The 15,179-nt window shown below is 68.0% G+C and carries 11 protein-coding genes, 2 tRNA genes and 1 pseudogene; 10 read left to right on the forward strand and 4 right to left on the reverse strand.

From position 1 onward, the window contains the following. Nucleotides 1-307: 307 nt before the first annotated feature. From dnaA to BQ9890_RS11715, 10 genes are all read left to right on the forward strand, one after another. Nucleotides 308-1,774, forward strand: coding sequence for a chromosomal replication initiator protein DnaA (gene dnaA, locus BQ9890_RS11675; RefSeq protein WP_075891693.1), 1,467 nt, complete (start codon nt 308-310; stop codon nt 1,772-1,774). A gap of 846 nt (nt 1,775-2,620) precedes the next feature. Further along, nucleotides 2,621-3,757, forward strand: a complete 1,137-nt coding sequence (gene dnaN, locus BQ9890_RS11680) for a DNA polymerase III subunit beta (RefSeq protein WP_075891695.1) — start codon at nt 2,621-2,623, stop codon at nt 3,755-3,757. Between the two features lie 12 nt (nt 3,758-3,769). Then, complete coding sequence (gene recF, locus BQ9890_RS11685; protein ID WP_075891697.1) at nt 3,770-5,068, forward strand: DNA replication/repair protein RecF; 1,299 nt, start codon at nt 3,770-3,772, stop codon at nt 5,066-5,068. Then, a complete protein-coding gene (locus BQ9890_RS11690; RefSeq protein ID WP_078062417.1) occupies nt 5,061-5,930 on the forward strand; it encodes a DciA family protein in 870 nt (289 codons plus the stop codon). The genes recF and BQ9890_RS11690 overlap by 8 nt, the downstream gene beginning before the upstream one ends. Nucleotides 5,931-6,330: 400 nt before the next feature. Then, on the forward strand, nt 6,331-8,358 hold the full coding sequence (gyrB, locus tag BQ9890_RS11695) for a DNA topoisomerase (ATP-hydrolyzing) subunit B (RefSeq protein ID WP_326844928.1): 2,028 nt from the start codon (nt 6,331-6,333) through the stop codon (nt 8,356-8,358). Nucleotides 8,359-8,392: 34 nt separating this feature from the next. Next, nucleotides 8,393-11,182, forward strand: a complete 2,790-nt coding sequence (gyrA, locus tag BQ9890_RS11700) for a DNA gyrase subunit A (RefSeq protein ID WP_078062418.1) — start codon at nt 8,393-8,395, stop codon at nt 11,180-11,182. Next, the gene (locus BQ9890_RS11705; protein WP_075891699.1) at nt 11,179-11,580 is read left to right on the forward strand and encodes a DUF3566 domain-containing protein; all 402 of its coding nucleotides are present in this window, start codon (nt 11,179-11,181) and stop codon (nt 11,578-11,580) included. Before gyrA ends, BQ9890_RS11705 begins: the two co-directional genes overlap by 4 nt. A 105-nt stretch (nt 11,581-11,685) precedes the next feature. Next, a tRNA-Ile gene (locus BQ9890_RS11710) sits at nt 11,686-11,762 on the forward strand. A 30-nt stretch (nt 11,763-11,792) separates the two neighbouring features. Then, a complete protein-coding gene (locus tag BQ9890_RS15970) occupies nt 11,793-11,930 on the forward strand; it encodes a DLW-39 family protein (protein WP_195907670.1) in 138 nt (45 codons plus the stop codon). A gap of 91 nt (nt 11,931-12,021) precedes the next feature. Then, nucleotides 12,022-12,097: transfer RNA gene (locus BQ9890_RS11715), tRNA-Ala, on the forward strand. A gap of 598 nt (nt 12,098-12,695) precedes the next feature. Here the strand turns inward: BQ9890_RS11715 and BQ9890_RS16940 are convergent. The 4 genes and pseudogenes from BQ9890_RS16940 to BQ9890_RS11740 all read right to left on the reverse strand — a co-directional run. Next, nucleotides 12,696-13,742, reverse strand: a pseudogene (locus BQ9890_RS16940) (recombinase family protein); the annotation flags it as partial. A gap of 183 nt (nt 13,743-13,925) precedes the next feature. Beyond that, nucleotides 13,926-14,126 carry a hypothetical protein gene (locus BQ9890_RS15475; protein WP_143226332.1) on the reverse strand — a complete coding sequence of 67 codons (201 nt, stop codon included), beginning with the start codon at nt 14,124-14,126 and terminating at the stop codon, nt 13,926-13,928. Then, nucleotides 14,123-14,701 carry a hypothetical protein gene (locus BQ9890_RS11735; RefSeq protein WP_143226333.1) on the reverse strand — a complete coding sequence of 193 codons (579 nt, stop codon included), beginning with the start codon at nt 14,699-14,701 and terminating at the stop codon, nt 14,123-14,125. The genes BQ9890_RS15475 and BQ9890_RS11735 overlap by 4 nt, the downstream gene beginning before the upstream one ends. A gap of 8 nt (nt 14,702-14,709) precedes the next feature. Then, entirely contained in the window at nt 14,710-15,168 is a 459-nt protein-coding gene (locus BQ9890_RS11740; protein WP_075891701.1) for a single-stranded DNA-binding protein, read from the reverse strand. Nucleotides 15,169-15,179: the final 11 nt, after the last annotated feature.

Below are 15,179 nucleotides of genomic sequence, written 5' to 3' on the forward strand. Positions count from 1 at the left end.
GGACGTCAACGGCGCCGAAACGGCGCACTGTGTCCACATCTGTGGACCTGTCGGTGGACAGAGGCGTCCACACCGGTGAATTCCCCCTCACCGTCCACAAGCCTGTGGATGGGCAGAATTCGGCGTCGTTACCGCGATCGGCCGTGTAACTACATTTCTGTCATTCACCGGAAAGTTCTCCACAGCTCTTTCCCCAAGCTGTGGACAAGTGTGTGGGACGGTACTGTGGAGCTCCGATGCGGGGTCTCCGGGGCGTCACCCCCGTGTCGAACGTCACCCCGCCCCCGGTCTCGTGGAGGTTCCAGCGGTGGGAAATGCACTCTCTGACGCATGGGCGGTCGCCGTGCAGTCCCTCGACTCCCTGGAGCTGGGGCCGGTGGCCTCCTCCTTCATCCGCATGACGAAGCCCCTGGGGGACATCGAGGGCACGATCCTGCTGGCGGTCCCCAATGAGTTCACCAAGTCGTTCATCGAGACCCGTGTCTCCCAGCAGCTCACCGATGCCCTCTCCACCGCGACCGGACGGGACCTCCGCATCGCGGTGACCATCGACGCCTCCCTGGTCCCCGAGGACGACGAGGAGGAGGACTCCGCCCCGGAGGCAGGGCGGGACACCGCCGGGTCCGATCCGTCAGCCGCGGGGAGCGCCTCCCCCGAGGACCACTACCCACCGTTGCAGACCCCGCGCGGAGCCCATGCCTCCCGGATCCTCGACGCGGTCAACATCGACTCCACGGAGACCCATCTCAATCCGAAGTACACCTTCGACACCTTCGTCATCGGTCCGTCCAACCGTTTCGCCCACGCTGCCGCCACGGCGGTCGCGGAGAGTCCGGCGAAGGCCTACAACCCGCTCTTCATCTACGGCGACTCCGGTCTGGGCAAGACCCACCTGCTCCACGCCATCGGGCACTACGCACTCTCCCTGTACCCGCACCTGCGTGTGCGCTACGTGAACTCCGAGGAGTTCACCAATGACTTCATCAACGCGATCCGCGACGACCGCGCCGAGGAGTTCCAACGCCGCTACCGCGAGGTCGACATCCTCCTGGTCGACGACATCCAGTTCATCCAGGGCAAGGAGCAGACGGTGGAGGAGTTCTTCCACACCTTCAACACGCTCCACAACGCCAACAAGCAGGTGGTGCTGACCTCCGACCTGCCCCCCAAGCAGCTCAACGGCTTCGAGGACCGCCTGCGCTCCCGCTTCGAGTGGGGTCTGCTCACCGATGTGCAGCCCCCGGATCTGGAGACCCGCATCGCGATCCTCCAGAAGAAGGCGGCGGCGGAGAACCTGGAGGTGGACCCCGCCGTGCTGGAGTACATCGCGTCGCGCATCTCCTCCAACATCCGCGAGCTCGAGGGCTCCCTGCTGCGGGTGACGGCGTTCGCGAACCTCACCCAGCAGCGCATCGACCTCCCCCTGGCCGAGCTGGTCCTCAAGGACATGATCTCCGACCCCGAGGACACCGAGATCACGGCGGCCCTCATCATGGGCCAGACCGCCCACTACTTCGGGGTCACCCTCGAGCAGCTCTCCAGTGCGGACCGCTCACGGACCATGGTCGAGGCACGCCAGATCGCCATGTACCTGTGCCGGGAGCTCACCGATCTCTCACTGCCGAAGATCGGGGCCGCCTTCGGTGGCCGCGACCACACGACTGTCATGCACGCGAACAAGAAGATCACGGAACTGATGGCGGCCAAGCGTGAGACCTTCAACCACGTCACCGAGCTGACGAACCGCATCAAGCAGAAGGCCCGCGAGTCCTGACAGCTCTCGTCTTCCCGGCGGGGCACGCCCGGAGTGCACGGGGACAGTGCCCGGGGCCCGGCCGAGATCCACGTTTCCGACTGATATCCACGTCTCCGGCCGAGATCCACGTCTCCGGCCGAGATCCACGCGCACACCCCGGTACCTCGCCCCGAACCCGGTACCTCGATCTGAAGCCGGTACCTCGACCCGGTATCCCGTCCTGAACCTGGTACCTCACCCGCAATCTCGAGTCCCACGGGTCCGGGCAGCCGTGTCGGTGGCACACAGGTCGGACCTCGACCAAGGAACAGGGCGGACCTCGACCAAGGAACAGGGCGGACCTCGACCAAGGAACAGGGCGGACCTCGACGAGTGGGGGAGGGCGGGTCCTGCCTGGGGACGGAATTGTGATTCACCAGTGGATGAGGGGGCCGCGGGCTGTGGACGACTGTACCCCTCCTGTGGAAGCCCCGGGGAACGACAACTTCCGTCCACAGCCACCACCGTGTCCTCCACAGTGAGGACCCAGTGTCCGTCCACATGACAAAGTCCCACCTGATCTGGGAAAACAGCACTTGTCCACGGTTTCCACACACCCTATGACGGTGACGATTCTTGTAATTCCAAGAATGATGTGGAAAGCCTTCAAGTGACTCCACGCCCGACACCGACCCGATCCGCGACCTCCTGAGCACGTCGACCCGCACATCGCACAGCCGAAGCCGCTCCCCGATGACCAGCCCTGACCTCACCCCGTCCCCGACCGGCACACCCCGGGTCGCACCCGCTGTGGAGTGGTGCGAACCTCCAGCCCGGTCGCGTAGAGTTGGACGGCACATCCGTATCACCATGGAGGGACCCGGCATGAAGTTCATCGTCGCTCGTGACGTTCTCTCCGAGGCCGTGTCGTGGACGGCACGCGCACTGCCGGTTCGTCCTGCGACACCGATCCTGGCCGGAGTGCGCATCAAGGCCCACGACCAGGCACTGACACTCTCCTCCTTCGACTACGAGGTCTCCGCGAACTCCGAGGTCCCCGCCACCGTCGAGGAGGACGGAGAGGTCCTGGTCTCGGGGCGTCTGCTCGCCGACATCTCGAAGTCACTGCCCAACCAGCTCGTCCACCTGGCCCTCGAGGGCCAGAAGGTGAACCTGACCTGCGGGTCCTCGCACTTCACCCTCGCCGTCATGCCGCTGGACGAGTACCCGCTGCTCCCGGCCCAGCCCACGATCCGAGGCTCGGTCGACTCCCAGGTCCTCACCCAGGGCGTCCAGCAGGTCTCGATCGCTGCCTCCCGCGATGACACGCTGCCGCTGCTCACCGGTGTGCGCATCGAGATCGAGGGCGAGAACATCACCCTCCTGGCCACGGACCGCTACCGCCTGGCCATGCGCGAACTCACCTGGGAGCCGACCGACACCTCCATCTCCGAGTCGGCACTGGTCAAGGCCCGCATCCTCACCGATGTCGCCAAGTCCATGACCTCGGGTGCGAAGGTCGACATCGGCCTCTCCCACGAGTCCCAACCCGGTGCGTCCTCGTTGATCGGTTTCTCCGCCGGTGGCCGCCGCACCACCTCCACGCTCATGGACGGCGACTACCCGCCGGTGCGTCGCCTCTTCCCGGAGAACACGACGATCCAGGCCGTCTGCGAACGCCAGACCCTCCTCGAGGCCGTCAAGCGCGTGTCCCTGGTCGCCGAGCGCAAGACCTCGGTGCGTCTGGCCTTCTCCGAGGGCCAGGTGGTCCTCGAGGCCGGTCAGGGCGACAACGCCCAGGCATCGGAGGCCATCGAGGCGGAGCTCTACGGTGAGCCCATCGCCACCGCCTTCAACCCCCAGTTCCTCATCGACGGACTCAGCGTCGCCGACACGGACTGGGTGCGCTTCGGCTTCACCCACCCCACCAAGCCGGCCGTCATGACCGGTCAGACCAAGGCCGACGGCGGCGAGGTCACCTACTTCCGCTACCTCCTGATGCCGATCCGCTTCGGCATCTGAGCGGAGGTCGCCATGCGCGTCTCGCACGTGGCACTGGACGACTTCCGCTCCTACCGCCACACCGTCGTGGAACTGCCACCGGGCACGACCGTGCTGGTGGGACGCAACGGTCAGGGCAAGACCAACCTGGTGGAGGCCATCGCCTACCTCTCGGCCTTCTCCTCCCACCGCGTCGCCGCCGAAGGTGCCCTCGTCCGACTGCCCCGTGGTGACGAGGCCGCCCCCGCCGGCGCCGTCATCCGCGTCAGGTTGGTCTCGGGGGAGCACGGGGACGCGGACGAGGGCGGGACCCGCGAGCAGGTCATCGAACTCGAGATCGTGCGGGGTCGCGCGAACAGGGCGCGGCTGAACCGGACGGTGCTGCGTCCCCGCGAGATCGTCGGGATGGTGCGCACCGTCGTCTTCGCCCCGGAGGACCTCCAACTCGTGCGCGGGGACCCCGCGGTGCGACGGCACTTCCTGGACGACCTGGCCACGCAGCTGCGTCCCACCCTCACGGTGGTGCGCTCGGACTTCGACCGGGTGGCGCGCCAGCGGGCGGCACTCATGAAGCAGGCCTCGGCGAGGATGCGCCGGGGCATGGCCCCCGACCTGTCCACCCTTGAGGTGTGGGACCAGCAGTTCGCCGCGCTCTCCGCCCAGCTCACCGCCGCGCGTGCGGCGCTGGTCGAGCAGCTCCGGGGCCCCGTGGCCGCGGCGTACGCGCGGGTCTCGGACTCCCCGCAGGAGCTGCGGATCAGTCTGGACGCCTCGGTGGACCGGGTGCTGGCGCGGGATGCGGGCGCAGGTGCGAGCACGGCTGCGGACACCGGTGGTGGGACCGCCACGGGCACATCGGGAACTGCGCAGGATGTCCGCTCCGGTCCCAGTGCCGGTGCGGACACCGATCTGGGCGATGTCGGGGCACAGACGGCGCGCCTGCTGGAGGCCCTGGCAGCGGTGCGTGGGCGTGAGGTCGAGCGTGGTGTGAACCTGGTGGGCGCCCACCGTGATGACCTGGTCCTGGACCTGGGCGGTATGCCCGTGAAGGGATACGCCAGTCACGGGGAGTCCTGGTCGGTTGCCCTGTCGCTGCGTCTGGGTGCCTTCGCCGTCCTCGAGGAGGACGGCGAGGAACCCATCCTGGTCCTCGACGACGTCTTCGCAGAACTGGACGCGGAGAGGCGGGAGGGACTCGCGGAGATGGTCTCGGACGCCGACCAGGTCCTCGTGACCGCGGCGGTCGCAGACGACGTGCCGGAGTCCCTCCAGGGGCACCGTCTGGTGGTCCACGCCGACGAGCAGGAGGGATCGGTGGTCTCGGATGCCTGAGGAGGACCTCCCGGTCGAGCCGACGGGTCCCGCGCAGGGTCCCGGGCGGGGACGTGGCCGGGGTCCGGGAACCCCTGCCCGGGGCCCGGCCGCCGGGTCCGAGGACGGCGACGGTGCGGGGACCAGCGCTCCCCGGGTCCCCGGCCTGCCGGAGCCCACGCCGGAGGAACTCAGCGAGGTCGCCCTGGGTGTGCTCGCACGCTTCCAGGAGGCCGCGCGGTCGCGGGGCGACCTGCGACGCTCTCCCCGCAGGTCAGGCGGTGCATGGCGTCGTGAGGGGGTCGACGAGGGCGGGGGCGACCCTGCCGGCAGGGGTGCGGCCGGGGCAGGATCCCGCACGGAGGACGGCGCGGGGGATCCCGGTGCTCGCGGCGGTGTGATCGGCGTCGTGGGACCGGGGACCACCGGGGCCGTGGCCGGTGACGCCCGAGGTGGTGCGGATGCCGAGGGGACGGCCTCGACGAGGTGGAGGCGCTCCCCGGGCCTGGCCGCCTCCCGGACACGGTGGCCGGAGCCACGTGCACTCGGATCCGTGATCGGGCGCATGTCGAAGCGGCGCGGATGGGACGGTCCCACCGCGATGGGCTCCGTGATGGCGAAGTGGCCGGACATCGTCGGTGAGCAGGTGGCGGAGCACTGCCACATCGAGACCTTCGAGGGTGAGCGCCTCGTCGTGCGCTGCTCGTCGACGGCGTGGACCAAGCAACTGCGTCTCCTGCTGCCCCACATCGAGCGTCGCATCGAGGAGGAGGTCGGTCCCGGGGTCGTCACCCAGGTGATCGTGCGCGGGCCGGCGGCGCCCTCGTGGAAGAAGGGCCGTCTGTCGGTGCCCGGGAGGGGCCCGCGCGACACCTACGGGTGACGTGTCCTGCCGCCCCCGGTCGCCCCTGCCCCCGGTCGCCCGACGACGTGGGACCGGCAGTTGCGGGCACTTCCGGAGGCCTCTCCGGGGCACCCCACGCCGTCTGGGCCGGGTGACCCCGGACACACTGTGGACGCAGCGGTGTCATCGCTGGTCAGCGCCCATTCCCGCCGGGATCCCCGGGTCCGCTGGACCGGGGCCGGGAACGGGATCCTTGGTAGGATGGAGGCGGAGAATTCTTGATCAGGACGCGCATTCGTGCGCCTTGAGGGGTCCGGCGCGTGACGCCGGACCGGGGCCCGACGGTGGCCCGCGTGCGCACGGTTCGCACGCACGGACGAGGGGAGCCTGAGTGGCTGGGACGACTGGGACGACCCGGGGTGATGACGACATCGAACCCGTGGTCGTCACCGGCAACGGTGAGGACACCTACGGTGCCTCCGACATCACCGTGCTGGAGGGACTTGAGGCCGTGCGCAAGCGGCCCGGAATGTACATCGGATCGACGGGGGAGCGCGGGTTGCACCACCTCGTCTACGAGGTGGTCGACAACTCCGTCGACGAGGCCCTGGCCGGTTACGCCACCCACATCGAGGTGACGATCCTGGCCGATGGCGGCCTGCGCGTGGTCGACAACGGTCGAGGCATCCCCGTGGACATGCACCCCACGGAGCACAAGCCCACCGTCGAGGTCGTCATGACGATCCTCCACGCCGGCGGCAAGTTCGGCGGTGGCGGGTACGCCGTCTCCGGCGGTCTCCACGGCGTCGGGATCTCCGTGGTGAACGCACTCTCGACCCGCGTCGACACGGAGGTGCGCCGCCAGGGTCACGTGTGGCGGATGTCCTTCGCCAATGGTGGCCACCCGATCACCCAGCTCGTGCGTGGTGAGGGCACCGACGAGACCGGCACCACCCAGACCTTCTACCCGGACCCCGACATCTTCGAGTCCGTGGACTTCAACTTCGAGACGCTGCGCCAGCGGTTCCAGCAGATGGCGTTCCTCAACAAGGGTCTGCGCATCACGCTGACCGACGAGCGTCCCGGCGTCCAGGACGAGGGCGACGAGATCACCGGTGACGAGGCCGGGACCTCCGACGACCCGGTGCCCGGCGTGCGACGCGTGTCCTACATGTACGAGCACGGCCTGCGCGACTACGTTGCGTTCCTGGACTCCACGAAGAAGTCCGAGGTCATCAACTCCGAGATCATCGACTTCGAGTCGGAGAACCCGGAGGGCACGATGTCCCTCGAGATCGCCATGCAGTGGACCGGGTCCTACTCCTCCTCGGTGCACACCTACGCCAACACGATCAACACCACGGAGGGTGGCACCCACGAGGAGGGGTTCCGCACCGCGCTCACCACGGTCATCAACCGCTACGCGCGTGAGAAGGGCATCCTCAAGGACCGTGACGACAACCTCTCCGGTGACGACGTGCGTGAGGGCCTCACCGCCGTCATCTCCATCAAGCTGACCGAGCCCCAGTTCGAGGGACAGACGAAGACGAAGCTCGGCAACACCGAGGCACGCACCTTCGTCCAGACGCAGGTCTACCAGCAGCTCAACGACTGGTTGGACGCCCACCCCGCGGACGCCCGCGCCATCGTCGGCAAGGGCATGCAGGCCCAGATGGCACGCGTGGCCGCACGCAAGGCCCGCGAGGCGACGCGCCGCAAGACGGCCCTCGACACGGTGTCGATGCCCTCCAAGCTGCGTGACTGCAGCTCCAGGGACGCCTCCGTGTGCGAGATCTTCATCGTCGAGGGCGACTCGGCCGGTGGCTCCGCCGTGCAGGGGCGTGATCCCGAGCACCAGGCGATCCTGCCGCTGCGCGGGAAGATCCTCAACGTGGAGAAGGCACGGCTCGACCGGGCACTCAACTCCGAGACCATCCAGGCCCTCATCGGGGCGCTGGGGACGGGCATCGGGGAGGAGTTCGACCTCGCCAAGCTCCGGTACGCCAAGATCGTCCTCATGGCCGATGCGGACGTCGACGGTCAGCACATCGCGACGCTGCTGCTGACCTTCCTGTTCCGCTACATGAAGCCCTTGGTCGAGGGCGGACATGTCTACCTCGCCATGCCCCCGCTCTACCGGCTCAAGTGGACCAACGCCGCCCACGAGTTCGTCTACTCCGACAAGGAGCGCGACGAGCGACTGGCCGCGGGACTCGGCGCCGGGCGCAAGATGCCCAAGGACCGCAAGGAGGGCGGCATCCAGCGCTACAAGGGCCTCGGTGAGATGAACGACCAGGAGTTGTGGGAGACCACCATGGACCCGGCCCACCGCATCCTCAAGCAGGTGGAGGTCGGTGAGGCGGCCGCTGCGGACGAGGTCTTCACCCTCCTCATGGGGGACGACGTGGAGTCACGTCGTGCCTTCATCCAGCGAAACGCCCAGGACGTCCGTTTCATCGACGCCTGATCGCGCCTGAGCAACCCCAAGGAGAACATCCACAGTGAGTGACCAGCCCTCCCAGCCGGACGAGGCACGCACCACCCCCCAGGACGGCGACGCCGTCGGGACACCTCAGGACACCGCGGTCTTCGACCCGCACCGGCGCGTCAACCCCGTCGATCTCGAGGGCGAGATGCAGAAGTCCTACCTCGCCTACGCGATGTCGGTGATCGTCGGGCGCGCCCTGCCCGATGTGCGTGACGGCCTCAAGCCCGTCCACCGCCGCATCCTCTACGCGATGTACGACGGCGGGTACCGACCCACGGCGGGCTTCTACAAGTGCATGCGCGTCGTCGGTGACGTGCTGGCCCACTACCACCCCCACGGTGACGCCTCGGTGTACGACGCCCTGGCCCGGCTGGTCCAGCCCTGGTCGATGCGCTACCCCCTGGTGGCCGGCCAGGGGAACTTCGGGTCCCCCGGCAACCTGGGCCCCGCCGCCCCCCGGTACACCGAGTGCAGGATGGCGCCGCTGGCCCTGGAGATGGTCCGGGACATCGACGAGGACACCGTCGACTTCCAGGACAACTACGACGGTCGCTCGCAGGAGCCCGTCGTCCTGCCCTCGCGCTTCCCGAACCTGCTGGTGAACGGCTCGGAGGGCATTGCGGTGGGCATGGCCACGCGCATTCCCCCGCACAACCTGCGCGAGGTCGCCTCCGGCGTGCAGTGGGCTCTCGAGCACCCCGAGGCCACGCGCGAGGAACTCCTCGAGGCCCTCATGGCCCGCATCAAGGGTCCGGACTTCCCCACCGGTGCCACCATCCTGGGGCGCCGCGGCATCGAGGACGCCTACCGCACGGGCCGCGGCTCCATCATCCAGCGCGCTGTGGTCGACGTGGAGGAGCTCCACGGCCGCCAGTGCCTGGTGGTCAAGGAACTGCCCTACCAGGTCAATCCCGACAACCTGGTCGCCAAGATCGCCGACCTGGTCAAGACCGGGCAGATCACCGGCATCGCCGACATGCGCGACGAGACCTCGGGTCGCCACGGCCAGCGCCTCGTCATCGTGCTCAAGCGCGACGCCGTGGCCAAGGTGGTCCTCAACAACCTCTACAAGCGCACCCAGCTCCAGGACTCGTTCCCCGCGAACATGCTGGCGCTGGTCGACGGCGTGCCGCGCACCCTCAGCCTGGACGGCTTCGTGCGCTACTGGGTCCGCCACCAGATGGAGGTCATCGAGAGGCGCACCCAGTTCCGGCTGGTCAAGGCCAAGGAGCGCCTGCACATCCTCGACGCCTACCTCAAGGCGCTGGAGGACCTGGACCGGGTCATCGCCCTGATCCGTCGCTCGCCCACCGCGGATGCGGCCCGCACCGGCCTCATGGACCTCCTCCAGATCGACGAGGTCCAGGCCGACGCGATCCTGGCCCTGCAGCTGCGCCGCCTCGCCGCCCTGGAGCGCCAGAAGATCCTCGACGAGCACGAGGCCCTGCGTGCCCGCGTGGAGGACCTCGAGGACATCCTGGCCACCCCCCAGCGCCAGCGCGACATCATCTCCACCGAGCTCGCCCAGATCGTCGACAAGTTCGGCGACGAGCGCGTCACGCGCATCCTGCCCTACGGCGGGGAGATGTCCATGGAGGACCTCATCCCCCAGGAGGACGTCGTGGTGACGATCACCCGCGACGGCTTCGCCAAGCGCACCCGCACCGACGCCTACCGCTCCCAGCGGCGTGGAGGCAAGGGTGTGCGCGGCACGCAACTGCGCGGGGACGACGTGGTGGAGCACTTCTTCGTCACCACCACCCACCACTGGCTGCTGTTCTTCACGAACCTCGGGCGGGTATACCGCGCCAAAGCCTACGAGATCCCCGAGGGCGGTCGCGACGCCAAGGGCCAGCACGTCGCCAACCTCCTGGCCTTCCAGCCGGGGGAGACCATCGCCCAGGTCCTCGCGATCGAGGACTACGACCAGGCCGAGTACCTGGTGCTGGCCACCAGGTCCGGACTGGTGAAGAAGACGCGGCTCTCGGAGTACAACTCCCCGCGCTCGGGCGGGATCATCGCCATCAACCTCCGCGAGCAGGAGGACGGGGCGCCCGATGAGCTGGTCTCCGCCCAGATCGTCAATGCGGACGACGACCTGATCCTCGTCTCCCGCGAGGGGCAGGCGTCCCGCTTCACGGCCTCCGACGAACAGCTGCGCCCCATGGGCCGCTCCACCTCCGGCGTGAAGGGCATGCGCTTCCGCGGCCATGACGAACTACTGGGCATGGAGGTCGTGCGCGACGGCGCGGACCTGCTCATCGTCACCGAGGGCGGCTACGCCAAGCGCACCCCCGTCGAGGAGTACCCGACCAAGGGCCGCGGCATCCTGGGCGTGCGGGTCGGCAAGCTGGTCGAGGAGCGTGGCGCACTGGTCGGGGCACTCATCGTGGACCCCGACGAGGACGTCATGGTCATCACCGAGTCCGGCAAGCTGGTCCAGGTCAGTGCCGCGGACGTGCGTCCGACCGGACGCAACACGATGGGCGTGATCTTCGCCCGGCCCGACGGCGACGACCACATCATCGCCATCACGCGCAACACCGAGCACGAACTCCCGGAGGAGAACGGCGGTCCCGGAGCGCCCGATCCCGCTGTGACCTCGGGGGACACCCCTAAGGGGGACACCGCCGCGGAAGTCACCGCCGAGGCGACCGAGCAGCTGGCCGAGGACGCGTCGCCCTCGTCGACCCAGGAGGTCGAGGAGGTCCCGGAGGGGACCACGGACGGTGGGGCGGCTGACGTGGGTGCCCCGGACGCTGTAGCGTCTGTGCAGGACGGCGTCGAGGAGGGTGACGAATGAGTGCAAGCGTCGGGACGGAGATCGACATCTCCGAGGACGCACCCCGCCAGGTGAACCTCGCGGTCGCCCGCGTCGATCCGTGGACGGTGATGAAGGTCGGGTTCCTCCTGTCGGTGGCGATGGGCATCGCGACCGTCATCGCCACGGTGGTCGTGTGGCTGATGCTGGACGGGATGCACGTCTTCTCCTCCATCGAGGACTTCCTCAACCAGATCAGCGCGACGAAGTTCGTGGCGCTGCTGGACTACGTCAAGCTGCCCAAGGTCGTCTCCTACGCGACGGTCTTCGCGGTCGCCAATGTCATCATCATGACCGCGATCTCCACCCTGGGGGCGCTGCTGTACAACGTCATCGCCTCCCTGGTGGGCGGTGTGCGCGTCTCCCTGATGGACGAGTGAGGAGACGCCGTCCCCGCGGGCGAGCGGTGGCCCAGTTCACTGGGCGCGGTTTTGTCGGCGGGCGGCCCCTCGGGTAGCATTGTGCGGTGCCCGGACGGGCACGGAGGGCCTATAGCTCAGTTGGTTAGAGCGCAGTCCTGATAAGACTGAGGTCGATGGTTCGAGTCCATCTAGGCCCACCATCCGCAGTCGGCGGAGAGTGGAGGTCCCCCGTGAAGAAGTGGATCGCAACCCTGGCCGCCGTCGGCACTGCTGCGGCGATCGGGTTGGTCATCCGTCAGATCGGCCAGGACCTCGACACGAATGCCGCACTGTGGAGGTCCGTCACCGACGATCCGTCGGGAGTCTGATCCCGGGGGGCGTACGAGGGCGGCGCTGCCGGCACGTCGGACCGCGAGGTCTGCGACGCCGGCTCATGTGGTCGATGTCGGGCCACGCAGAGGGGCCATGGCGCAATTGGTAGCGCACCTGCTTTGCAAGCAGGGGGTTACGGGTTCGAGTCCCGTTGGCTCCACCAGATCGTCGTTGTTCAAACCGACGACGTTTCCGGTTTGAGGTCCAGATTCCGCCGTGGCTCGCTGTCGTGCGAGCGCGGTGCGCTGGACCTCCGGATCGAACAGGATGTTGAACGGTTCCCCGGGCTGCCCGTCCACGGTGTCGTCGGGCATGACGACGAGCTTGTCGAAGAAGGCTTGGTTGGCCAGACGGCGCAGGGAGTCGTCAATGCTCATGTAGATCGCGTGGCAGTCTCCGGCGAGGGCGAGGCGGTCTTCGAGGTGGGCCTTGGCTTGGTCGTACTCGATGTCTCCGGCGTAGATCTGGGCGTCGAGGAACGCCAGGCGGCGGGCGATGCGTTCTTGTTCCTCGCCGAGCAGGTCGAGCGGGATCATGCCGGCGTAGTGGGCTTGGAGCAGCTTCTTGCGCTCGTCGCGGAGCGCGTCGCGTTCGGCGGTGTAGGCGTGGCGTTCGCGCCGGGCGGTGGCGTGGAGTCGGTCGAACTCTGCGGTGACCAGCTCGCGCAGCGCGGTGATGATATGCGCGGGTATCTGCACGCGACGGTAGTAGTCCTCGACAGCGGCTTCGATGTCGGGCACAAACATGGACTTGCGTTCGCAGGTTGTGCGCTTGGAGTGCCGGCCCGCGCACAGGAAGTAGGGGTAGATCACCCCTTGGCTGCTGCGGGCGTTGGACAGGATCAGCCGGGAGCCGCACTCGCCGCAGTAGATGCTGCCTTTGAGGTAGTGGTCGTGGGCTTGGGTCTTCTCCCCGGAGGTCTGGTGCGCGGTGAGGACGGCCTGCACCCGGTACCAGACCTCGGTGGCGACCAGCGGTTCGTGCAGCCCGTCGTAGGTGGCGCCACGGAAGCTGACCTGTCCTTTGTAGTACGGGTTGGTGAGCATCTTCTGGATCGTGGACAGCGCCGGGGCCTTTGACGGCCGCTTGGGTGTGGGCACGCTCGTCAGCCCTCGGTCGATCAACTCTTCGTGCAGGGTGATGGTCGAGTAGTTCCCGGTGGCGTATGCCTCGAACGCCCACTTGACGAGGGCGGCCCGGTCGGGGTCGGGCTCGACCACTCGCATTTCGCGGCCCAGTTCGTCGCGCTTGCGGAGGTTGAGGTAGCCGATGGGTGCTTTGCCGTTGGTGCCTCCGGTGATCGCCTTCTGGGTCATGCCCTTGGCGACCTCGTTGGCGAGGTTGCGGGAGTAGAACTCGGCGATGGTGGACATGATGCCGTGCAGCAGCATCCCGCTCGGGGTCTCGTCAATGTTCTCCGTGGCCGAGACGAGCATGACCCCGGCCTCTTTCAAGGCCAGGTGGATCGCCACGTCGTCGGCGCGGTTGCGGGCGAGCCGGTCGACCTTGTGGACGATGCAGTATGCGACAGGGTGGGTCTTGACGTACTCGATCATCCGCATCAGCTCGGGCCGGTCGGCTTTGCGAGCGGACTCTCCAGCGTCGACGAACTCTTCGGTGATGATCGCGTCGAGTTCGCGGGCTTTGCGGAGGTTCGCTTCACGCTGGGCGGGGATCGAGAAGCCTTCTTCCCTGCCGCCGCGTTCGGCTTGTTCCTTGGTCGAGACGCGCAGGTAGGACACCGCAAGGCAGGTCGTCTCGCCCACATAGGCGAGCGCGGCCGGCGGTGCGACGTGGGTGATGGTCATGGGTCGTGTTTCCTTCCCCAACAGGTGGGGCCAACACGAGCGGCGGCGACCGCTCGCGCGGTGCGACTCGTTGGAAAACACGACCCGGAACGCTCCGAGCGGAGCGCCCTAGGTAAGCCTCGAAGGCCGAACAAGACTTGCGCACCACGGCCACACCGGAGCGTGACCGCTAGCTTGGTACGTCTACGATTCTACCTCGCCGTCGACCTCGTGCCGAGGACTCGACGGTGGTGTCTGCTGGTTGGCGCGCTCGGCGTCGGCGCGGGCGAAGGCCATGCCGATTAACAGTTGCGCGAGCTTGTGCAGATCGGGCGTGGCACGCGGCTCAGCCTCGATACGGTACGTGCGCATCCGGGCTGGTGGCGACTTGCGGGGCTTGCTCACTGGACTTCTCCCGTCGTCGGATCGACGCCGGCGAAGAAGGCGTCTTCGGCGGCCTGCCGGGTAGCGACTTCATCGAGGACGTAGCGCACGAAGTCCTCGTCGCGGTCGGTGATCGGCGCCTCTTCGACGGGCTCGGTGGGTGCTTCGCCGGGCCAGGTGGTCTGGCGGGTGGGTCGGTCGCGGTCCAGGCGGGTGCCGCTGGTGGCTACCCAGTCGCGGAGGCGCTGGCGGGCGTCGGCGAAGTCGCGGTGCCAGCCCAGCGGCGCGGAGCCGTTCTGCTCGGGGTCGTAGGCGCACAGCCAGTGCAGGTGCAGCGCGGACAGTTCCCAGAGCAGTTCGGGGTGGCGGTGCCACATGGGTGGGATCACGCTGGCGGGCAGTCCGTAGGTGTGGCGTAGCCAGTCGACCCAGCGGTTCAGTTCCAGCAGCTCGGCTTCCAGGTCGGCAGCCGAGAGCAGGTTCCAGTTGATCGGGCGGGGTGGCCCAGGCAGATCGTTGCCCGGGTCGAACGCCGGACGATCATCGAAGTCGTCCGGCACTTCCGGCCCCGGCGTGGGGGTGCTGATGGGACTCATGTCGACCCTCACATTCCCATCGCCGGCGCAGCGGCCGGTTGGCTCGGCTCGGGGCTGGTGAACGCCGAGGCGTCCCGCGTGGGCGCTGTCTGCTCGGTGGCGTTGCGGCGGGGCGTGCGATCGACCTCGTAGCGGGTGCGTGCCAGGTCGTGACCTAGGCGGGTCGCGATGAACTCTTCGCCCTCGTGCCGCTGGCCGTCGCGCTCGTAGGAATATTCGCGCACGCGCCCGTCGGCGATGAAGTTGTCGCCCTTGGCGAGCTTCTGGTGCCCGAACTCGGCTGCGGCTTTGAACGCGATCAGGTCGTGGAAGGTGGTCTCCAGCTTGGTGAACGAGTTGTCTTCCTCGCGCCGGTAGTGCTCCAGCCCGAACTTCATGTAGAGCCGGGCATCACCCTTCTCGGTGAAGCTCAACTGCGGCACGGAGGCGACGAACCCGGACACGGCCTGCTGAGTCTGAATCGACATCGGAGTGCTCC

Source organism: Actinomyces provencensis (assembly GCF_900155435.1).
Taxonomy (GTDB): domain Bacteria; phylum Actinomycetota; class Actinomycetes; order Actinomycetales; family Actinomycetaceae; genus Pauljensenia; species Pauljensenia provencensis.